We start from the raw sequence: 22,887 nt of genomic DNA on the forward strand, positions 1-22,887 counted from the left end.
CATGACAACAACTATAACTCCCTTATCAAAAGAACTACAAAACGAACTTCAAGAAGAAATTAACTTTAAAACCAAACCTGTTGGTGCTTTAGGAGGTTTAGAAAAAATTGCTTTACAAATTGGGTTAATTCAAAATACAACTACACCTGTACTATCAAAACCTACTATTATGGTTTTTGCTGGAGATCATGGAATTGCAACTACAGGAAAAGTGAGTCCATACCCACAAGAGGTTACGCAACAGATGGTATTTAACTTTTTGCAAGGAGGTGCTGCCATCAATGTATTTTGTAAACAAAATAATATTCTTTTAAATATTGTAGATGCTGGTGTAAATACTGATTTTGAAGCACATCCTCAACTCACCGATGCTAAAGTAGCTAAAGGAACTCAAGATTATAGTACTACTAAAGCCATGACGCTAGAACACTGTCAAGAAGCTTTGGAAAAAGGGAGAAAATTGGTAAGAAAAGTATATAGTGAAGGTTCCAATATTATTGGTTTTGGCGAAATGGGAATTAGCAATACTTCATCTGGAGCTTTATTAATGAGTTATTTTACCAATACACCTATTGAAAAATGTGTTGGTAGAGGTACTGGAATCGATGATAAAGGACTACAAACAAAAATTGACACATTACGTGAGGTTTATAAGTTACATGCCGATTCTATTTCAACACCTACGGAAGCCTTAACTGCTTTTGGCGGATTTGAAATTGTAATGATGTGTGGTGCTATGTTAGAAGCCGCTTCTTTAAAAATGACCTTACTTATTGATGGTTTTATTGTGACTGCTGCCCTATTAGCAGCTCATGCAATGGATTCTAATATTCTAGACTATTGTATTTTCTGTCATAATTCAGGTGAGCAAGGTCATCAAAAAATGTTAGAATTTTTAAATGCTGAACCTCTTTTAAATTTAGGCTTACGCTTAGGTGAAGGTACAGGTTGTGCGGTTGCATTTCCTATTATTCAATCGAGTGTAAACTTTTTAAACGAAATGGCGACTTTTAAAAGTGCCAATGTTAGCGAAGCCTAGTTATGATAAAAAGACAAATTCATTATTTTTTAACTGCTGTATTGTTTTTCACACGAATTCCGTGTCCTAAATGGGTTAATCACTCACCTGAAATACTCAATAAGAGCAGTCGTTATTTTTCTTTAGTAGGAATTGTAGTTGGAAGCATTGCAGCACTAGCCTACTTCGCTTCTTCTTATATTTTTCCTACGGATATTGCTATTGTAATCAGCATGATTAGTTCTATTTGGATTACAGGAGCTTTTCATGAAGATGGATTTGCCGATGTTTGCGATGGTTTTGGTGGTGGATGGACCAAAGAAAAGATTTTAACCATTATGAAAGATTCCAGACTTGGAACTTTCGGAGTGAGTGGTTTGGTCTTTATCCTAGCGATAAAGTTTTTAGCTTTATATCATTTACAAAGCCTATCCGTAAATTTAATTCTAGTAATTATCTCTGGGCATAGTATCAGCCGATTTATCGCTACGGTTTTATTGTATACACATGACTATGTAAGAGATATTGATAGCTCTAAAATAAAACCAACTACCAAACAAATGAGTAGCAAATCGCTACTTATATCTGCTATTTTTGGAATAGTACCGCTGTTTTTCTTTCAAAAACCAATAGTGTTTTTAGTCTTATTTCCATTACTTGTTACCTATTTATATATGGGACATTTCTTTAAAAAATGGATTGGAGGTCAAACAGGAGATTGCGCGGGTGCTTTACAACAAGTAGCTGAAATTGTTTTTTATCTAAGTCTGCTCGCTTTATGGAAGTTATTTTAGTACGACATACCACACCAGATATTGCCAAGGGTATATGCTATGGTCAGGCAGATATTGACGTTACCTCTAGTTTTGAGGAGGAAGTTAGTACTATTCTTAAAAAAGCTCCTGTTAACGATTCTGGTGTAACGTATTATAGCAGTCCCTTACGACGTTGTAAACTTTTAGCTGAAAAACTTTCGTCCACGGTGATTTTTGATAATCGATTGAAAGAGCTTGATTTTGGTGATTGGGAGCTACAAAAATGGAACGATATTGATAAAAAAGAACTCGATATTTGGATGAACGATTTTGTAAAAACTCCTGCTAAAAATGGCGAGTCTTATATCGATTTACATAACAGAACCACCAGTTTTTTAACCGAATTAAAAGCCAAAAACCTCCAAAAAGTAGTGCTAGTTACCCATGCGGGAGTAATGAGGAGTCTTTGGGCTTATACAAACAATATTCCGTTGGAAAAATCATTTGAACTTAAACTAAACTACGGGGACATCCTTAGTTTCCACTTATAAAAACTTATTACTATGAAACGTTATTTACTTATTTTTTCTTTATTATTTCTGTTCACACAGTGTAAACAAGAAACTAAAAAAACCACTAAAGAGAAGCCTGCTAAAAGCACTGTAAAATATGCCAAAGGTTTTGATATCATCTCAGAAAACGGAGCAAAAAAATTAGTCATAAAAAAAGCTTTTCAAAGCTCGCACGAATATTTTTCTTACACCCTTTCCAACAAAACCAACCTTTCTAAAAAAGAAATTAAAGTTCCTATCGAAAAAATGGTAATTACCAGTACTACGCATGTTCCGATGTTGGAACTTTTGAATGCTGAAAACACTATTGTTGGTTTTCCGCATACCAAATATGTTTCTTCAAAAAGAACAAGAAATAGAATTGACGAAGGTTTTATTGTTGAATTAGGCTTGGAACAAGACATGAATACTGAAAAGTTGATTGATATTGAACCTGAATTAGTTGTTGGTTTTGCCCTACATCCAAACACTAAATTATATCAAAACATCAAAAAAACAGGAATTCCTGTAATTTTTAATGGAGATTGGCTGGAAGAAACTCCGTTAGGAAGAGCAGAATGGATTAAGTTTTTTGGGGCTTTATACGGAAAAGAGAAGGAAGCTGATAGCATTTTTACCAACATAGAAACAGAATACTTAAAAGCTAAAGAAATTGCTAAAAACAGCGCTAAACAGCCTATCATTTTATCAGGAAGTATGTTTAAAGATGTGTGGAATGTACCTGCGGGTGAAAGCTTTATTGCGACGTTTTACAACGATGCGAATTTAAATTACTTATGGAAAGACACGGAAGGAACGGGTAGCTTACCTCTAAGTTTTGAAAGTGTTTTAGAAAAAGGGCAACACGCTGATTTTTGGTTTAACTGTGGATTGTATGCTACCAAAGAACAGTTAACTACTGCAAATATTCATTACAAAGAATTTGATGCGTTTACCAATAACAAGATATTTTCTATCGGACATAACAAAGGAGAAACTGGTGGTTTAATTTACTTTGAGCTATCTCCTGTACGACCAGATTTAGTTTTAAAAGATTTGATAAAAATTACACATCCTAATTTGTTACCAGAATATGAATTAACTTTTTATAAGAAGGTTGAGTAAACTTAGATTGGTTCTTAATCTTTAAACTATTAACTTAGCTATCAGCGATATAAGTTATTTATAACAAACTTATATCCTTAATTACTGTCTGTAATAAAAAAGAAGAAATTGATAGAAGAGTTAAAATATTGGTCTACTGAACACCCCACTCTTATAAGTATCTTAAAATACTTAGTATGGATTATATTGATTTTATCAATTATTACATGGGTAAGAAGGATTCTAAAAAAGCGACTGCCAGACAATTCTCTGAGATATAAATCGCAGAAAGGAATTGAAATTATCGGCTACTTTTTCGCTATCCTTATTACTATCACATATTTCACGGGTAACATTAAAGATTTTGGTCTTGCTATTGGTCTTCTAACAGCCGGTATAACAATCACTTTACAGGAGTTATTTCTTAGTATTGCTGGTTCATTTTATATTTTCTTTGTACATGTATACAAACCAGGTGACAGAATTGAAATCAATGGAATTAAAGGCGATGTGATTGATATTGATAGTATTTACACAACAATGATGGAAATCGGTCAATGGGTTTCAAGTGATAATTACAGTGGTCGAATAGTCAAACTAAGTAATGCTTTTGTATTTAAAGGTCCTGTTTATAACTATTCTCAAGATTTTCCCTTTGTGTGGGATGAATTCAATTTACCTATTCGTTACGGCTCTGATATTGAAATGGCAAAGAAAATTATAATTTCTGTTGCTCAAGAATATCTATCGGAATATGTTAATGCTTCGATTTCTGATTGGAAAGATGTAGTTGACAAATATTATATAGAAGACGCACAAGTCAATCCAACTCTTGCTATTACTCTAACTGACAATTGGATTCAGTTTAACCTAAGATATATTGTTGATTACAAGAAAAGAAGATTTACTAAACATATTTTGAACGACGAGATTGGAAAGAAAATTCAACAAACTAATGGTAAAGTTATTCTAGCTTCCACGACATTTGAAATTGTAAAAATCCCTACGGTAAACTTTGAAGGAGAAAAAACAACACAAAGCAAAAAATAAACTGTTTTATCTAACCTGCTGTGAGACTACCTCACAATCGTTCTAAACGTTAAGTTTACTCGTGGTCGGTGGACTTTTTTTGTAGGTGGTAATCGGTGTAACCAATGGGTTTGGGTTTCATCTTTCATTACTAATAACGAACCATGTTCCAATACTTTATACACCGTTTCTTTGGTCTGTTTGTGTTTAAAACCAAAGCGTCTTTCTGCTCCAAAACTCAAAGAGGCAATCGCTCCATTCTTTTTTAAATCTTTTTCTCCGTCACTATGCCACGCCATTCCTTCTGAACCATCGTGGTATAAATTCAATAAACAAGAATTATAGGTTTCGTTGGTTTCCTTCTCTACCAATTCTTTTAATGCTAACAATTCTTTCGTAAACGGTAAAGCTGTTTTTGTAATGTTGGAATAGGAATATTCAAAAGGCTGTTCGGCATACCAAGCTACTTTTCGTTTGGTTACCATTCGTTTTCCAAAAATAATTGCTTCATCATTGCGCCACTCAATAGAATTCAATAAAGCTTCGTAATAATGGTCTGCTTCCTCTTTTGGTAGAACAATTCCGTAATAGTGTACTGTTCCATCTTTCGGAAGTAAGTTTTTAGGAAAATTGTCAAATTGTGAGAATAAGTCCATTTATAAAAAATGGTAAGTATTTAAGCTACAAAAGTTAGGTTGACAACACCAACCATGAGGCAAACTTTTTCTGAAAACATCTACAAGTTCATTTAAAGGATTCAAAAGAAAGATCAAAATTAAAACTACACTCAACAATCTAAAAACTAAGTTAGTTTTATTCGTTTTATGGTATTCAAAAGTTATGATGTTTAAATCCTTTTCCATACTCAAATATAATAAAAAAATCTCCTGTTAAAACAGGAGATTTTGATTTAATATGAATTACTATACTATTTTAGTATTGTTGTTCTTCACCTCCACAATTACCAAAAAAATCACCATGAGCTAAATGCGCTTTTAAAGCGTTTTTGCTAATAGTTATCGAATGAACGTTACTAGGATTTCCTGGTGGTACGTGGCAAATAGTAACTTTTGAGTCTTTACCCTTTGACTCTTTACTCTTTAAAGTAGTTTGATTTGCTAACAAAGGGATTAAAATAAAACTAAAAATTAATGTTGTAATTTTCATATTTAATAAAATTTAGGGATTAATCCCTCAAATATAGAAAAAAGTAACTAATCCGCAACAAAACTAATTTCTAAACTTATTTCGTGTGATAATATGTTTGAGTTTCTGTTTTAAATCTGTCCCTGTATCGTACACCATTTGCTCATTAGAAGGAAATTCTACCGATGTTTCATCAAGTAAATCTGTAAATGATTTATCCAACGCTCTTCTGTCTCCATCATAATCAGCATAAATGTGTTCAAAAACAAACTCACTTTGTATAGGGAATCGTTGTAATAACTGATTTGTTCTATTGTCAATATACTTTACAACTCCCGTAACTTTACTACTCTTAAATTGTGTAAACTGATAAAACGTACAACGTACTCTTTTAAACTTATCTACTTTTATTTTATTTCCTAAACTATCTTTTACATAGTTTCCGCTGTTATCTCGTAAATACTTAAACCCATCTTTTATGCGTCTTTCTTTAATAACTTCCTTTTCATGAACTTGTTCAGGAGAAATTATAATATCTCTAAAATCTAACTCTAAATCAAAGTCATAACGAATATTTCTATCCTTTTTAGCATGATACTGTGTCCATAAATCATTCAATCCGTAAGTATCAATCGCTAATAAATCTCTTTCTAATCTTCTAGGAATTATTTGCTCTGTTCTATTTCTAACAGAAACATGTACATAATCAATTCCTTTAGCATGTGCCTCCTCTATTAAGTTTCTTGTATCTCTATAGTTAGGGCTAATTTTATCTAAGTGTCTTAACTCATCAAAAGCTCTTCTGTAGTTAATTTTATTACGGTCTCCTTCATTTAACAAGGCTACACCGTTTTCGTATAAGTAACCAGCATAGTTTTCTTTTGCTGTAAGAATTCTATCAGTATAATTAACTAATTTAAACTTGGCATTTCTACCTGAAGATAAAATTCGTAATGGTAATAATGGCTTTATTCTTTCTTGTCTGTTTTTAAGACGTTGATATAAAGTATAGATTGTTTCAAAGTTTTCAGGATTTTGCTCTTTTTCTAAAAAAGAAATTCTATTCAAATCTCTATCTGCTGCTTTTCTAAAAGCTTCCTGAAGCATCAACACATGCGGCTGATTCTTTTCTTTGGTTTTGTTTTTGGCTAACTTTTCAATAGATAATGAAATCGCCTTATCATAATTACCAGTATTAAGGGCTTTCTCAGTAGTTTTTACACTACTACAAGACGCTAATACTAGTACTGATAAAATAAGTAGTAAAGTAGTTTTTCTCATAAAGTTTAAGTTTCGCAAGAAAATTCAATTATTGTGCCAAAACTAAGTATTCTTTTTAACTTAAACTTTATGAAATCACACTATTTATTCAAGAAGTTTCGCCATCGCTATTTGAATAATTTTAAGATGCTTTTCCTTATTTGATGGCTTGTTATTTTTTTGCATTTGTGCCATTTGACGTAACAAGTTTACCCCAACCTGATCAAAGTTATATTGTTTGTACTGAAGTCCTTTAGCTACAATATCGTCTGATAGGTTTTGAATAGCCACAGTATTATTACTTTTTCCAATCTTATCGAATGCTTTTTTATACAATGATTGAATTTTCTTGTTTGGACTTAAAAACATTCCAGACATTACGTTACTTGCTATAAAACTTAGCTCTTCATCGTCATTTTCTTCTAAATAAATACGTGTTAATGGTGTTGCAATAATCTTTTTTACTGCTAATGGTAAGGTCTTTGATTTTTGTATAGCCAGTTGCTTATCGATATAGTACATTCCTACCAACGACTTTCCTAATACTGAATACGATTTACTTTGTAAACCTTTTTCAAATACTGATTTTAATGCAGGGTCTGTTAACTTTCCTAACGTTTCAATTGCAGCTGCTTGTACTAAGGTCTTTTTATCGTTCTGAGCAATTCTCATAATTTGATCGATCACATTCTTTTTTGAATACTTATTGATTAAATTAATGTTCTCCAACGCTAAAATTCTAATCTTATAAAAGTCATTATTCAGAGCATCTGCAACAGCATTAAACGCTTTTTTATCATCTTGATGTTTTGCTACTTCTAACAAAGCTTCCCTCTTATGCACGTAATTTTCAGCATATTTTAGTTGATGAATATAATCGCTCAATACTTTATTCTCGCTAATATCACACAGTAATACTCCATCAGCATTTACTTGGATTAAATCTGGTTGTTTGGTAAAAGGAAAGGTAAATGAGGCATCTCTACCTTCTACAAACACAGTATGGCGTGTACGCTTACTTCCTTCAAAAACATCAATTGCAAACGGGAATTTAAATTCATTCATTTGAGATTGAATAATATTCACCGTTACTGTTTTTCTTAGTTCATTAAAATCATAAGAAATTGACAACTTTGGGTGCCCGCTATTAAAATACCATTGATTAAAAAACCAGTTTAAGTCTTTACCACTTACTTTTTCAAAAGCTAAACGTAATTGATGCGCTTCTCCCGTTCCGTATTTATTATCTGTTAAATAGGTGTTTAATCCTTCATAAAAAGCATCGTCACCTAAATAATTACGTAACATGTGTAAAATAGCCCCTCCCTTGTTATAGCTAACCGCATCAAACATATCTTCTTTATCTTCATAATAAAAACGAACTAAATGCTTATCATAGTTTTGTCCGTTTTTATAACCTTCAATATCTTCAAACAAATGTGCGTCTGCTTCATCTTTTCCATATTTATGCTCTAACCATAAATACTCGCTGTAATTAGCAAAACTTTCGTTCACAGTTAAATTACTCCAACTCTCTGTAGTTACTAAATCGCCAAACCAATGATGAAAAGCTTCGTGTGCAATTGTGTTTTCTTGTACATTTTCGTCAATTAATTGTCCTGGAGTTTGGTAGGCTCTTTCCCCATGAATTACAGCCGTAGTATTCTCCATTGCACCACTTACATAATCACGTCCTACAATTTGTGCATATTTATTCCATGGATATTCTATTCCAGTAATCTTTGAAAAGAAAGCCAACATTTCGGGAGTATTTCCAAAAATATCTTTTGCATACGGAGCATACTCCTTCTCTACATAATAATCTACAGGAATATCTTTGTATTTATCTTTGATTACTTCATACTCTCCTACTCCCATAAAAAATAAATACGGAGCGTGTTTTTGAGTAAAATTCCAATAATCAGTACGAGTTCCATTAGCGTTGGTAGTTTGCTTTTCTAATTTCCCGTTAGAAAGTGTTACATACTTTTGTGGAACAGTCATATAAATTTCTTGTGATGTCTTTTGGTTTGGAGCATCAATCGTTGGAAACCAACAGCTACTTGCTTCAGTTTCACCTTGCGTCCAGATTTGAGTAGGTTTGTTTTTATCAAAACCTGTTGGATTAACAAAGTACAATCCTTTTGCAGATGTAATAGCAGCACTTCCTTTTTGTTTTACTCTTTCTGGTCGGGCTGTATACTTAATATATAGTGTAAACTCTTCGTTTCGCTTATATGCACGAGGTAAGTTGATGATTAACTCATAATCATCGTAATTATACTCTAGTGGTTGATTATTCATCGTTACTTTATGAATAACCATTGCTTTAGCATCTAACGTTACCTTATCTGTTTCATAAAAATGTGGTGTTAAGGTTACCCACTCTTCTCCGTTCATTTCTTTTTCTTGAAAGTTAAAGTCTACTTTTAACTTCGTATGAACTAAATTATGAACTTTATCTCTTTCAGCTCTATAAACTTTATTTGATTGAGAAAATAGGGTTGCTGTAAAGAAAACAGCGATAAAAACAAGGAGTTTGTTAAATTTCATATGTTTTTGTTTAGAGTTCAAAAATATGAAATTCTATTGGGAGGCTTGTTAATGAGCCGTTAAAAAGAAAAAGCCACCAGATAATCTGATGGCTTCTTTACTTTTTCAGTACTAATTTTTATTCTGTTTCTTCTGATGAACGGTGCTTTTCGTCAAAAATCATTTTAAATTGCTTTAAATCTAAATTTCCTGCATCCATCTTAGCTTTTTGCATCATTTCCATAATCTTTCCTACATTCATATTATCTCCTAGAACACGAGCAACTCCCACTCCCATTTCTTTACCATAACCAAAAGCTACGATTTCATCAATAGCATCAGCATCTCCAGAATAGTAGATTGCTGCATTGGCTCCATCTTTTTTGAATTTCATTAATTCTTTATAGCTCGACTTTTTAAAGATAGACTTTAACTTCTCTTTTTCTGCCTCATAACTAGCTTCATCTAAATTCTTATAAGGAACTCCAGTTATGTTTATTTTTTTAATGCTATTGTACGCTTCTTTATCTTGTTCAGAAGCTTTATCCATGCTTAATTGTAATACACTTGCAGGAACATCAAAGGTTATAAAACCTTCTTTTTCTTGGCTTTCTACCAAGTAACTTTGTAACGATTCTGTTTTACAGGAAACTGTTACAAACGCTACTAGTAACATTGAGTATATAAATAGTTTTTTCATTGTTGTTAGTTTTTGATTAAAAGCAGCGTTAACGAATTAACGCTGCCTTGTTTGTTTTATTTGTTATTCTTTCCGTCTTTAGAAAACGTCTCTGCTAATTTTGACATTTTATTAATATCTATATTACCAGTTAACGAAACTATTACAGATTCTGGTGAACCACCATTAGAGTTTTTGTCTTTTACAAACATTAATACTTCGCTTACAAAGTCTTTGTTTTTAGTAGACTTTACATAGATTTTAACACGAGAATCTTTGTCTTTTACACGCATTAACTCTATTAAATTACTCTTTTTAATAGCTGATTTTACCATGCTTTCCATTTGAGCAGATACTTTTGCACTTTCAGTTGAAAACACCTTTAATTCTTGTAAGTCTTGAATCATTTTAAAAACCTCCATTGCTTCATTGTCTTCTGACTCTACTTTGAATTTAGATAAAATTTCAAAAGCATCTTTATTTACTACCACTGATGATACCTCATCTAGGTCTTCTAATTTATCGAACATTGATTGTCCGAAACTAACATTAGCTATAAATACGAATGCGAATAATAATATTACTTTTTTCATGATTTTCTTGGTTTATAAGTACTTGGTTTTACTTTCTTAATTAATTTACTGTGTTTATTACTTTGTTTACTGTTTCTTCGTAGGCTCCTAATTGTTCAATAGCATCATTTCCTTTTTTTAGGTTGTTTGAAACTGCATATAATGCATCGTTTCCTTTGTTTAGATTGACCGAAACTAGTTGCAACGCTTCTTTAATTTGCGCAAACTGTTTACGTTGTTGATACTTTTTGTACTCTTCATTACCCATGAAAACACTAAATAGTAAGACTACTGACGCTGCTACTGATAACCATTTCCAGTTCTTCTTAGTTTTCTCAGGTTTTAACTGAATGGTTTTCGTAAAGGTTTCGTCTTTACTTTGTTTAAAATAGCCAAACATCATACTGTATTCTTGCAAATGCGGTGCCACGTTGTTTGAGGTAAAATACTCTTGTAACGTTTGCTCTTCTTGCAATGTTGTTTCTGCGTCTAGGTATTTATCTAATAACTTTTCTATGTTAGCTAACTCCATAGTTGTGTTGTTTTATTAATTCTTGTCTTATTGCTTTTCTAGCTCTTGATAATGCTACTCTTACAGCTGTTGGTTTCATATCAACCATTTTACATATTTCATCAAAATCATATTGTTCAATATCTCTTAATTGTATGATTATTTTTTGCTGCTCTGGTAACTTCTCTATAAGCTCATGTACTCGGTTTACACTGTCGTTATGTTCTACTCTCTTCTCTAAAGGAGTATCTTTCTCTTTATAATTGCTATGAACCAATGTTAAATTACTTGCCTGTTTAGACTTTAATCTGTCATAACAGTAATTCTTCGTCATGGTCATTGCAAATGCCTCTACATTTTTATAATTAGAGAGCTTCTCTCTATTTCTCCACAATTTAAAGTACAACTCTTGTGTAGCGTCCTCAGCTTCTTCTGTAGAAACCAACAATCTTTTCGCTAAACGAAAGACTTTGTCTTTAAATGGTAATACAACTTTTAAAAAGTCCGATTGGTTCATGGTTTGGTTAATTAGTTCTGTAAGCCTATTAAAACGTTTGCGTCTTATTTAACAGGTTTACATATCTACGACGACGCAGTTTCAAGTTTGTTACATCAATAATAAAAAAAATAATATTATTCAGTAAATTGCGTTGTTGTTAGAACTAATATACTCTTATGAAATTACTTAAAGTATCCCTTATCGTCTTATTTTCAATAATACTTGTTTCATGTAGTGAAAAAGATGATGCACCAAAAAATATAGAAGTTCAAAATTTTGTTTGGAAAGGTTTAAACGCCTACTACCTATGGCAAGATTTAGTTCCTGATTTAGCAGATAGACGTTTTAGTAACGATAATGAATTGTATAGTTATTTATCGGGCTATGACGACCCCGCTAATTTATTTTACAATTTATTATACATGCCTAATGAATACCCTAAAGATCCTAACAGAACGTATTCTTGGATTGTAGACGACTATATTGCTTTAGAAGAAGCTTTTGCTGGAATACGTTTAACAAGTGGTATGAAACTAGAAGGAGTTGACTATGCTAATGGTTCTGGTGGTTATTATATATATGTATATGACGTTGTAACTGGTTCTGATGCCGATGCACAAGGAGTTACTCGTGGTATGATTATTACTGAGATTAACGGAACAACTATAACTAGAGATAATGTAAATGATTTATTAGACAATGACACATTTACTATTCATTTAGCTGATTATAATGGCGGAAACCCAGTTAGTAACGGAACAACTATTACAGTTACGAAATCTCAAGTAACAGAAAACCCTGTAAAAGTTACCAATGTAATTACTAATGGTAGCCATACCATTGGATATTTAATGTATAATCAATTCTCTAGAAATTTTGATGGAGAGTTAAATGCTGAATTTGCTAAGTTTCAATCAGCTGGTCTTACCGACTTAATCATCGATTTACGTTATAATGGTGGTGGATCTGTACAAACTGCAACTTATTTAGGAAGTATGATTACAGGACAATTCCCTGGCTATTTGTTTGCTAAACAAGTATGGAACCATAAAGTGATGGAAGTAACAAATCCTGATTTATTGATTAATAACTTTACAGATCAAATTTTAAATAAAGACCAACAAGGAAATGTGGTGTTAGATGAAGCTATTAATAGCTTAAACCTAACCACTGTATATTTTATAGTATCTGGTGATTCTGCCTCTGCTTCTGAACTGGTTATCAACTCGCTTAAACCTTATATTGATGTAAAGTTAGTAGGAACACAAACTTACGGAAAACACGTAGGTTCTATAACTTTATACGATTCTGATGATTATACCCGTAATGGTGACAACTTAAAGAGTCATACTTGGGCAATGCAACCTATTGTATTAGAAATTCAAAATGTTGATGGTGAGAATGCTCCTGAAGGATTTATACCTGAAGTTATTATAGACGAAGATCCGGGTAACTTGGGCATTTTAGGAGATCCTAACGAGCCTTTATTACAAAGAACCATTCAATACATTACAACCGGAGCAAAAGGCCTACCTACCATGAAAAAAGGAGTTCAATTCTCTCCATCATGGAATTCAAACATGATGCGTCCTGATTATAACAATATGTACGTGGAGTTGAAATAGAGAACTACATGATATAAAATAAAATCCAGCTTATTCAGCTGGATTTTTTTTATTACAACAAACTCTAAATCACTCCACTCTTTTAAGCGAACTACCCAATCATCTTAACTACACTTACTAGTGTCTATATTTAAAGAATAATATTATATTTATAAGAAAATTACAGCAACACTATGATGTACATTAAGCGTAAATGGTTTATACTGTGTATTTATAACTTCTATATTGGAATCTTACTTTACCCCTCTTTAGCCTACAATAATGTTTTTAAGGTAAATAAAGACTCTGCTGTGCTTCATACTTTTCCTATTATGATTATGGGAATGATTAGTTTTGGTTACATCTTTGAATATTTTAGAAAGGAAAAGTATGAAATCAAAAGATCACTATTTGTAAACATACTGATAATGATTATTAAGATATTCATCATTATATCTATGATTATTACTCCTTTTTTAATGTATGATTTTTTAATCTGGAGTATCGTTTTTTGCTTATTAGGTATTGGTAGTGTTATCTATTTATTTTACTATTTCAGAACTGATAGAGATTTTTATTGATTAAACTTAACCAGAATCATTCTCTTTTAGCTAAGAGTTTAATTCAATTATAATCTTTTTTATGTTACTACCATCTTATTTTATTACAACAAACTCATTTGTTGGTTATTCTCTTCATTAGGAATCTTTAAGTCAACTCCTAACTCCTTGTTTAGCTTCCTTATAAAATACGCTGCTAATAATGGCGATTCTACTTCTAAATTTTGATGTATAAAAAAGTGAATATTTTCTAAGCCTGAATCTTTAAGTCAACTCCTAACTCCTTGTTTAGCTTCCTTATAAAATACGCTGCTAATAATGGCGATTCTACTTCTAAATTTTGATGTATAAAAAAGTGAATATTTTCTAAGCCTAAATCGTTCCATTCTTTTAAACGAACCACCCAATCATCCAAACGCGCATAATCAGACGGGTGATTTGCTCCAACATAACGAATAAAAGCTTCGTTGTTCGTTAAGCGCATATGCATCATATCTCTTCTACCTGCTGTATCAACTAATACATTGGCTATGTTATGTTCTTCAAACAACTCTGTAAACTCATCAAATACCGTTGTATCTTCAAACCAATCTGGGTGACGAACTTCAATAGCTAATGGTATACCTTTAGGCCAGCTCACTACAAAGTTTTGTAATCTGTCAAAGTTTTTATTTCCAAAATTAGCGTGTAACTGTAAAAAGATGGTGCCTAACTTTTCTTGTAAATGCGAGGCATTATCTAAATAAACATTTACCGCATCTTGTACACCCTGTAAACGCTTCCAGTGGCTTATCTCCTGCCCTAGTTTAGGAAAGAATTTAAAGTTTTTAGGAGTTTTAGCTTTCCACTTTTCAAACTGTTCTGCAGGAAACTGTCGGTAAAAAGTAGCATTGAGCTCTATTGAGTTAAACTGCTTTGAATAATATTCCAATTCATCTTTTGTACCTCTTGGATAAAACCCTTTTAAATCAGCTTTATTCCATTTTGCACACCCCACATACACATTAGGTGTACCATTCTTTTCAAAGGAGCTTAATAACTCTATTGTTTTAGGATGTGTTTTAGGTAATGTAAAATCTATTAACTCTGGATGCTCTACTTTTCCAAACTTCATACTTCACTATTTTCTATTCCCTCTTCTATTTCTTGATTATCTACCATCTCTGGTCTAAACTCTGTCATTCTATCATCATTCAGCTTTTTCGCATATTTATGCCCCGATTTCCACCACTGCTTCATTTTTTCTTTATCAAAAACTAGCGAATTAGTTGTTAATACTGTTGGTGTATAGTATAAATTCAACTTTACATTATGTTGTTTTGCTGATAACTTTCCAATAGTAATATTATGTCTCTCTACATTTTCCAACATAAAATCAAACGTATCCATCATTAATGAAAAAGGGTTTTTAGCAGGTAGTCGATTCATTTGTGTTACTTCTGTAGCTAAAATAATTGCATCAACCTCTGTAGCCCCTCTTGCTATAGCTTCACGAATAGGTATTAAACTTCCAAAACCACCATCAGCATACTGACAATGATCTTTCTCTAACAAACTCATAAAAGGCACGTAATTACACGACCCCCAAATCCAATCACAAAAATCTTCATATTCACATTCTAAGATAGACTTGTACTCAATTTGATTAGCTGTTAAGTTAGATACCGTTACTACAACCTCTTTATTCAGCCTTCTAATTTCATCGTACATCTCTTTAGTAACACTCTTAGTTATAAGCTTTCGTAAGTTCTTACTCTCACCAAAAGTTTTACGACCATTTAAAAAGTTCCAAAAAGTATTTCTATGTCGTATAGAAACCACTTTTTCTCCATGTACCGATTTTATTTTAAAGGGACTGTTACTAAAAATAGCCTTTTGATCTACCGATGTATATACTTCTTTAAGTTCATCAACCATACCCAAAGCCAAATGAGAAACCATTAAACTACCTGTTGATGTTCCTAAAAGCATATCGTAATCTTTATTTTTATGATTCATTAGGTATTGTGCAACACCGCCTGCAAAGGCTCCTTTACTTCCCCCTCCTGAAATTACTAAGGCTTTTTTCATTGATTTAAGTTTGGTTTTCCTATTTTTAGTTCTGTAAAAATATCAAAAAAATAGAACCAACATATTTAAAGTAAACTTTCTCTACATGTTTAATGATTATTTTAAATTCCTTAGGTTCACTTTTCCAATTAAAACAACTAAAACAAACACATGAAACGATTAGCATTCCTTTTTTTACTCTCTTTTACAATACTATCTTGTAAACAAGAAAAGAAAGCTCCTAGAACCTTTGATACTATTAAAATTACCGAATTTAAACAAGACAGCACCAGTATTAGAGCCATACTAGCTATTAGTAACAATGAATTGATTTATGCAGGCTCTAAAGGAGATATTACAACAACAAAAGATGGTGGTAGAACGTGGCAAACACAAACTTTAAAGTATAATGATACTATTATACCACACTTTAGAAGTATTGCCAAAAATGGTGAAAACATATTTGCCTTATCGGTAGCAAACCCAGCCTTATTATATAAAGGAAGTGAAAATAAGTATGAATTAGTATATACTGAAAAACACGAAAAGGTTTTTTACGACTGCATGAAGTTCTTTGCTGATGGGAAGCATGGTATTGCCGTTGGAGACCCTACAGAAAATTGTCCGTCTATTATTCTTACCTCAGACGGAGGAAACACTTGGACAAAACTACCTTGCTCTCAACTACCTGCTTTTAAAGAAGGAGAAGCTTTCTTTGCTGCTAGTAATACCAATATTGCTATTGTAAACAATACTGTATGGATAGGTTCTGGAGGAGCCAAAGCACGTATTTTAAAATCTACCGACTTTGGAAACACTTGGGAGGTTTTTGATACACCAATTGTACAGGGTGACGGACCACAAGGAATTTACTCTATTGATTTTTATGATGAAAACCATGGAATTGCTATTGGAGGAAACTATTCGAAGCCAGAAGATAATAACGCTAATAAAGCAATTACTACCGATGGTGGTAAAACATGGACCCTTGTGGCTAATAATATGAACCCTAATTACAAAAGCTGCGTACAATATGTACCTAACACAAACGGAGAAGAAGTTTTTGCTGTTGGAAAAACAGGTATTTCATTTTCTAACGATGGTGGACATACTTGGAAACAAATAAGCAAGGAAAGCTACTATGCTATACAGTTTATTGATAGCAATACAGCTTGGTTATCTGGTCATGAAAAGATTGGAAAGCTAGTTCTTAACTAAACTATCTTAGGGTAAATAAACAAAGAACTATAAGAAACCCCATTTTAAGTCTATTAGGTAAGCCTTAGTGGATTAAATTATTGGCTATCACCCTGTGATTAATTCTTAATGTTTTGTTAAAAGGAATTATTTTCCTTTTTAACTCTATATTTTTATGAGCTAATCAACTCAATTTTAAATGAAAAAAATACTATTCTTACTCTTATCCCTGTGTATTAGTACTTCTTTTGCACAAGAGTACTTTCCTACCAACACAGGAGTAAAGTCATCCAAAAACAATGTGTACGCTTTTACCAATGCTACTATTTATGTTACTCCTACCCAAGTAGTAAAAAAAGGAACACTACTTATTAAAGACGGAAAAGTTGTTGCTGTAGGTAAATCAGTTAACATACCTAACGAAGCACAAGTAATTAACTTAGATGGGAAATCTATGTATCCTTCTTTTGTAGATGCTTATTCAACCTTTGGTATTGCAAAACCTAAACGTGAAAGTGGTCGTGGTAAAAGACCACAATACGATGCTGGTAGAAAAGGATATTACTGGAACGATCATATTCGTCCTGATGTAGACGCTTCTGCTGAGTTTAACTTTGATGCTAAAAAAGCTAAAGAATTATTGTCTTTAGGTTTTGGTGCTGTTAATACACATTTAGAAGATGGTATCATGCAAGGTAACGGAGTTTTAGTTGCATTAAACCCTAATAGTTCTGATGCTTACAGAATATTAGACAAACAATCAGGAAACTACTTATCCTTTTCTAAAAGTGCTAAATCACGTCAAAGCTACCCTACTTCACGCATGGGAGCTATGGCACTATTACGTCAAACTTATTTAGATGCCGATTGGTATGCTAAAGGAAATGCAAAAAATACCGATTTAGCTTTAGAAGCCTTAAATAATAAAAAAGAGTTACCACAAATATTTAATGCTGGTGGATACTTAGATAATATACGTGCCGACAAAGTTGGTGATGAGTTTGGAATTCAATATACCATTGTAGGTGGAGGAAATGAATATGAAAGAATCAAAGATATTAAAGCAACCAATGCTACTTATATTCTTCCTATTAATTTTAGAAAGGCATACGATGTATCTAACCCTTTCTTAACAGATAAAATTGCATTGAGTGATATGCGCTCTTGGAATCAAGAACCAGCAAATCCTTCAATTTTAGCAAAAAACAATGTTCCTTTTGCTTTAACTACCTATAAATTAAAAAAAGTAAAAGAGTTTAATAGCAATCTTCAAAAAGCTATTACTTACGGATTAGATAAAACTACTGCCTTAAAAGCATTAACTACAGTACCTGCTCAAATTTTAAAAAATGACAAAGTTGGTAACTTAAAAGCAGGTAGCTATGCTAACTTTTTAATTACCTCTGGTGATATTTTTGATAAGCAAACTACTTTATATGAAAACTGGGTACAAGGTGATAAAAACACCATTAACTCAATGGATATTAAAGATATTACTGGTAAGTACACATTAACAGTTAACGGGAAGTCATACGACATGACCATTACTGGTAAGGGAGCTAAACAAACAGCTGCTTTAAAAAGTGGAGATAAAAAGGTAAACAGTAAATCGTCTTTTAGCAACGACTGGTTACATATAGCTTTTAAAGATGGTGACAACTATACTCGCTTAACAGCATTTGTAAAAAACAAACAACAAATTACAGGTACTGCTACCGATAATAACGGAAACGAAAGTTCTTGGAGTGCTGCTTTTACTGGAAAAGCTGATGCTAAAAAGAAAGACAACAAGAAAAAAGACAATACTCCTGAAGTTGTTGCTGTTTCATATCCAAACATCGGATTAGGAAACTCTACAGTACCACAAAAGGAAACTATTTTAATTAAAAATGCTACGGTATGGACTTCAGAAAACAACGAAGTACTAAACAATACCGATGTATTAATTAAAGATGGTAAAATAGCCAAAATAGGTACCAACCTATCTTCAAGAGGTGCAAAAGTTATAGACGGAACTGGTAAATATGTAACCGCAGGTATTATTGATGAACATTCACATATTGCTACTTCAGCAGTAAACGAATCAGGTCATAATTCAACGGCTGAGGTTACTATTGAAGACGTTATTAACCCTAACGATGTAAATATTTACAGAAACATTGCGGGTGGTGTTACTTCTATTCAAGTATTACACGGTTCTGCGAATCCAATTGGTGGACGTTCGGCAATTATCAAACTAAAATGGGGAGAGAATGCTGACGGAATGTTATACAACAACACACCTAAGTTTATCAAGTTCGCCTTAGGTGAAAACGTAAAACAATCTAACTGGGGAGATTTAAATACCATTCGTTTCCCTCAAACCCGTATGGGAGTTGAACAAGTATATATTGACTACTTCCAAAGAGCGAAAGAATACGATGCTAAAAAGAAAAGCGGACAACCATATCGTAAAGATATTGAGTTAGAAACCTTAGCAGAAATTATTAATAAAGAACGTTTTATTTCTTGTCACTCTTACGTACAATCAGAAATTAATATGTTAATGAAGGTTGCAGAACAATTCAACTTTAACATCAACACCTTTACCCACATTTTAGAAGGATACAAACTAGCAGATAAAATGAAAGAACACGGAGTTGGTGGTTCTACTTTTGCTGACTGGTGGGCATATAAATACGAGGTTAACGATGCTATACCATACAACGCTGCTATTATGCACAACCAAGGTGTTACCGTTGCTATTAATTCTGATGATGCAGAAATGTCTCGTAGACTGAATCAAGAAGCCGCTAAACTAATTAAATACGGAGGTTTAAGCGAACAAGAAGCTTGGGCTACAGTAACTATCAATCCTGCTAAATTATTACACTTAAACGACCGTACAGGTAGTATTAAAGAAGGTAAAGATGCAGATGTTGTAGTATGGAGCGGAAATCCACTTTCAGTATATTCTAAAGCAGAAAAAACAATTATTGACGGAGCTGTTTATTTTGATATTGAAAAAGACTTAGAAAAGCGTAAAGCTATTAAAGCAGAACGTGCTAAGCTAATCAATATGATGTTACAAGAGAAGATTAAAGGGGGTAAAACACAAGCTCCTAAAAAGAAAACTCAGAAATTATTTCACTGTGATACAGAGTAATCCTCACAGAGAAATTTAGTAAGATTAACTACTAAGTATAAACTAATAGTAACAAAAATTTAAAACGTGAAAATTAAATATATATATAACATATTATGCTTCTTATTTATAGGAAACATAATGGCGCAACAAACACCGGCACCTAAGCAAGCTGAAGCTTATAGTATTGAAGGTGCCACAGCACACTTAGGAAACGGAAAAGTAATTGAGAACTCTTTAATTATGTTCTCTAACGGAAAAATTGAATTTGTAGGAAGTGCTAATATGAGAATTGCCCGTATGGGAACTGTTATTAATGCCAAAGGAAAACACGTATACCCAGGTTTTATTGCAGCAAACACCTCTTTAGGTTTAGCTGAAATTGATGCTGTTCGTGCAACGAGAGATTTTGATGAGGTAGGTTCTATGCTACCACACATTCGTAGTATTATTGCTTATAATGCAGAAAGTAAAGTGGTAGAAACCATGCGTCCTAACGGAGTATTAATGGCACAAATTACCCCACGTGGTGGTGTTATTTCTGGTACCTCTTCGGTAGTACAATTAGATGCTTGGAACTGGGAAGATGCTACTATTAAAACCGATGATGGTGTTCACATGAACTGGCCTCAAGTGTTTTCGAGAGGTCGTTGGTGGATGGGTGAAGATCCTGGATTAAAACCTAACAAAAACTATCAAAAAAGCATTGATAAGCTTAAAGAATTTTTCGCCAATGCAAAAAGCTACCTAGCAGGTAACAAAACACCTAAAAACTTACCATACGAAGCTTTACAAGGAGTTTTAAACGGTACGCAAAGAATGTTTGTACACGTATCAGGAGAAAAAGGAATTACTGATGCTGTAAATATTTGTAAAGAGTTAGGAGTTAAAAATATCGTGATTGTTCGCGGACAAGAGGCTGAAAAAGTTGCTGACTTATTAAAAGCAAACAATGTACCTGTTATTTTAGAACGTGCTCACCGCTTGCCTAATGGTGAAGATGCTGATTATGACAGACCTTTTAGAGCGGCTAAGATATTAACCGATGCAGGTATTTTAGTTGGTTTAGGTATGGAAGGAGATATGGAACGTATGAGCACACGTAACTTGCCTTTTTATGCAGGAACTTACGCTGCTTACGGATTAGGTAAAGAAAAAGCCTTACAATTAATTACCCAAAACAATGCTAAAATCTTAGACGTTGATGACAACGTAGGTACTTTAGAAGCTGGTAAAGACGCTACCCTATTTATTTCTGAAGGTGATGCCTTAGATATGCGTACCAATATTTTAAAAGATGCTTTTATTCAAGGCAGAAAAATTAGCCTAGAATCGCATCAAACAAAATTATGGAAGCGTTATGCTAATAAGTATAAAAACCAATAAACACCATCCTTAACGAATGAGATAGCAAAATCTCATTATTAGAACTTAAGAACATCATTCCGTAATAAAGAATGATGTTTTTTTATGCACTGATAGTAAACTACCTCAAAGCAAGCTCACGAAACTTTTATAGGAAAAAAAGTTCTTGATTTTCGAAGCAAGCCTCGGGGAATTAAACCCTTTGGCGGTGCCAATAGGTATGCGCTACTGTATGGTAACTTCATACACCACTGTATTATAACACCATACAGTAGTGTCGGGTGACTTCATACACTACTGTATGAAGCTTAATACAAACTAGTACACCCCATATTTTGGTTTTGTTTGAAGATTCAAACAGTAGCATCTGGTGTTAAACAACAGTGGTGTTAGGTGTTGGGCAACAGTACTGTTGTTTGCCTAACAACAACAATAGTTAGTAATTATTCTTTTAGTAAGATGGTATTTTATTATAAAACAGAATAGTACTTTTGTATTTAGATATCATAGCAGATGAAACAGATTAGTAGTACACAAAACGCCTATATAAAAGAGCTTTTAAAGCTTCAAGAAAAATCTAGAGAACGTAGGAAGAAAGGATTGTTTTTAGTAGAAGGACAACGTGAAATTTCGTTAGTTGTTAAAGGAGGTTATGAAATAGACACCCTGCTGTTTGTTGCTGATATGTTTACCGAAGAAAGTGTAAACAAAATTCTAAATAAGGCTGCTAATTGTATAGAAATAACAAAAGAGGTATACCAAAAGCTAGCCTATCGTGATACTACCGAGGGTATTATTGCTGTAGTAAAAGCTAAAAACTTCGATTTGGATGCTATTGAATTCAACACCACTACCCCACTCGTTTTGGTTATGGAAGGTATTGAAAAACCAGGAAACATTGGTGCTATGTTACGTACCGCCGATGCTGCTAATGTGGATGCTGTTTTTATCGCCAACCCTAAAACAGATTTATTCAATCCTAATATCATACGTTCTAGTGTAGGTTGTGTATTTACCAATCAGATAGCTACAGGCACTTCTGAAGACATTATAGCGTACTTACAGGAGCACAACATTAATATTTACAGTGCTACCCTACAAAACTCAAACGAATACCATAAAAACGACTATACTAAGGCTACTGCTTTGGTAGTAGGTACCGAAGCTACAGGGTTAACGCAAGTTTGGCGAGACGAAGCTACTCAGAATATCAACATCCCAATGCAAGGAGAAATAGATTCTATGAATGTATCGGTTGCCGCAGCTATCTTAACTTTTGAAGCCAAACGTCAACGTAATTTTGTACAATAAGCTTACTTATCAATATTAAAA

General features: G+C 33.0%; 21 protein-coding genes. 11 read left to right on the forward strand and 10 right to left on the reverse strand.

All coding sequences use genetic code 11. The annotated features are described in order from the left end of the window. Position 1: 1 nt before the first annotated feature. From cobT to VCM48_RS02855, 5 genes are all read left to right on the forward strand, one after another. Complete coding sequence (cobT, locus tag VCM48_RS02835; RefSeq protein ID WP_482271532.1) at positions 2 to 1,039, forward strand: nicotinate-nucleotide--dimethylbenzimidazole phosphoribosyltransferase; 1,038 nt, start codon at positions 2 to 4, stop codon at positions 1,037 to 1,039. 2 nt (positions 1,040 to 1,041) lie between these two features. Further along, entirely contained in the window at positions 1,042 to 1,812 is a 771-nt protein-coding gene (locus VCM48_RS02840; protein ID WP_482271533.1) for an adenosylcobinamide-GDP ribazoletransferase, read from the forward strand. Further along, positions 1,797 to 2,324, forward strand: coding sequence for an alpha-ribazole phosphatase (gene cobC, locus VCM48_RS02845; protein ID WP_482271534.1), 528 nt, complete (start codon positions 1,797 to 1,799; stop codon positions 2,322 to 2,324). The genes VCM48_RS02840 and cobC overlap by 16 nt, the downstream gene beginning before the upstream one ends. 12 nt (positions 2,325 to 2,336) lie before the next feature. Next, on the forward strand, positions 2,337 to 3,449 hold the full coding sequence (locus VCM48_RS02850; protein WP_482271535.1) for an ABC transporter substrate-binding protein: 1,113 nt from the start codon (positions 2,337 to 2,339) through the stop codon (positions 3,447 to 3,449). 111 nt (positions 3,450 to 3,560) lie between these two features. After that, the gene (locus VCM48_RS02855) at positions 3,561 to 4,478 is read left to right on the forward strand and encodes a mechanosensitive ion channel family protein (RefSeq protein WP_482272203.1); all 918 of its coding nucleotides are present in this window, start codon (positions 3,561 to 3,563) and stop codon (positions 4,476 to 4,478) included. A gap of 26 nt (positions 4,479 to 4,504) precedes the next feature. On the opposite strand, the gene VCM48_RS02860 is transcribed toward VCM48_RS02855, so the two are convergent. The 8 genes from VCM48_RS02860 to VCM48_RS02895 form a co-directional block, all read right to left on the reverse strand. Further along, entirely contained in the window at positions 4,505 to 5,113 is a 609-nt protein-coding gene (locus tag VCM48_RS02860) for an alpha-ketoglutarate-dependent dioxygenase AlkB family protein (RefSeq protein ID WP_482271536.1), read from the reverse strand. Between the two features lie 277 nt (positions 5,114 to 5,390). Next, positions 5,391 to 5,624: a hypothetical protein gene (locus VCM48_RS02865; protein ID WP_482271537.1), complete on the reverse strand. Its 234-nt coding sequence runs from the start codon at positions 5,622 to 5,624 to the stop codon at positions 5,391 to 5,393. Between the two features lie 63 nt (positions 5,625 to 5,687). Further along, on the reverse strand, positions 5,688 to 6,884 hold the full coding sequence (locus tag VCM48_RS02870) for a hypothetical protein (RefSeq protein ID WP_482271538.1): 1,197 nt from the start codon (positions 6,882 to 6,884) through the stop codon (positions 5,688 to 5,690). An 84-nt stretch (positions 6,885 to 6,968) separates the two neighbouring features. Next, on the reverse strand, positions 6,969 to 9,416 hold the full coding sequence (locus VCM48_RS02875) for a M1 family aminopeptidase (protein ID WP_482271539.1): 2,448 nt from the start codon (positions 9,414 to 9,416) through the stop codon (positions 6,969 to 6,971). A gap of 118 nt (positions 9,417 to 9,534) precedes the next feature. Beyond that, positions 9,535 to 10,095: a DUF4252 domain-containing protein gene (locus tag VCM48_RS02880; RefSeq protein ID WP_482271540.1), complete on the reverse strand. Its 561-nt coding sequence runs from the start codon at positions 10,093 to 10,095 to the stop codon at positions 9,535 to 9,537. A gap of 56 nt (positions 10,096 to 10,151) precedes the next feature. Continuing rightward, positions 10,152 to 10,667: a DUF4252 domain-containing protein gene (locus VCM48_RS02885; protein WP_440121707.1), complete on the reverse strand. Its 516-nt coding sequence runs from the start codon at positions 10,665 to 10,667 to the stop codon at positions 10,152 to 10,154. Positions 10,668 to 10,707: 40 nt separating this feature from the next. Continuing rightward, complete coding sequence (locus VCM48_RS02890) at positions 10,708 to 11,178, reverse strand: hypothetical protein (protein WP_047788703.1); 471 nt, start codon at positions 11,176 to 11,178, stop codon at positions 10,708 to 10,710. After that, positions 11,165 to 11,674 (reverse strand): RNA polymerase sigma factor, encoded by a 510-nt coding sequence (locus VCM48_RS02895; RefSeq protein ID WP_047788702.1) that lies wholly within the window; start codon positions 11,672 to 11,674, stop codon positions 11,165 to 11,167. The genes VCM48_RS02890 and VCM48_RS02895 overlap by 14 nt, the downstream gene beginning before the upstream one ends. Before the next feature lie 158 nt (positions 11,675 to 11,832). On the opposite strand from VCM48_RS02895, the gene VCM48_RS02900 reads away from it, so the two are divergent. Together VCM48_RS02900 and VCM48_RS02905 are read left to right on the forward strand one after the other, a co-directional pair. After that, positions 11,833 to 13,281, forward strand: coding sequence for a S41 family peptidase (locus tag VCM48_RS02900; RefSeq protein WP_482271541.1), 1,449 nt, complete (start codon positions 11,833 to 11,835; stop codon positions 13,279 to 13,281). A gap of 173 nt (positions 13,282 to 13,454) precedes the next feature. After that, positions 13,455 to 13,841, forward strand: a complete 387-nt coding sequence (locus VCM48_RS02905) for a hypothetical protein (RefSeq protein ID WP_482271542.1) — start codon at positions 13,455 to 13,457, stop codon at positions 13,839 to 13,841. 229 nt (positions 13,842 to 14,070) lie between these two features. Here the strand turns inward: VCM48_RS02905 and VCM48_RS02910 are convergent, their stop codons facing one another. Continuing rightward, entirely contained in the window at positions 14,071 to 14,934 is an 864-nt protein-coding gene (locus tag VCM48_RS02910; protein WP_482271543.1) for a DUF72 domain-containing protein, read from the reverse strand. Further along, positions 14,931 to 15,890 (reverse strand): patatin-like phospholipase family protein, encoded by a 960-nt coding sequence (locus VCM48_RS02915; RefSeq protein ID WP_440121710.1) that lies wholly within the window; start codon positions 15,888 to 15,890, stop codon positions 14,931 to 14,933. Before VCM48_RS02915 ends, VCM48_RS02910 begins: the two co-directional genes overlap by 4 nt. A gap of 150 nt (positions 15,891 to 16,040) precedes the next feature. Between VCM48_RS02915 and VCM48_RS02920 the strand changes: the two genes are divergently transcribed. The 4 genes from VCM48_RS02920 to VCM48_RS02935 all read left to right on the forward strand — a co-directional run bounded on the left by VCM48_RS02920 (position 16,041) and on the right by VCM48_RS02935 (position 22,866). Then, positions 16,041 to 17,087 (forward strand): WD40/YVTN/BNR-like repeat-containing protein, encoded by a 1,047-nt coding sequence (locus VCM48_RS02920; protein WP_482271544.1) that lies wholly within the window; start codon positions 16,041 to 16,043, stop codon positions 17,085 to 17,087. 178 nt (positions 17,088 to 17,265) lie between these two features. Next, entirely contained in the window at positions 17,266 to 20,211 is a 2,946-nt protein-coding gene (locus tag VCM48_RS02925; RefSeq protein ID WP_482271545.1) for an amidohydrolase family protein, read from the forward strand. 120 nt (positions 20,212 to 20,331) lie between these two features. Beyond that, positions 20,332 to 21,576, forward strand: coding sequence for an amidohydrolase family protein (locus VCM48_RS02930; RefSeq protein ID WP_482271546.1), 1,245 nt, complete (start codon positions 20,332 to 20,334; stop codon positions 21,574 to 21,576). Positions 21,577 to 22,068: 492 nt separating this feature from the next. After that, on the forward strand, positions 22,069 to 22,866 hold the full coding sequence (locus VCM48_RS02935; protein WP_482271547.1) for a TrmH family RNA methyltransferase: 798 nt from the start codon (positions 22,069 to 22,071) through the stop codon (positions 22,864 to 22,866). Positions 22,867 to 22,887: the final 21 nt, after the last annotated feature.

The sequence above is a fragment of the Tenacibaculum sp. DPLXC6 genome (genome assembly GCF_056815515.1).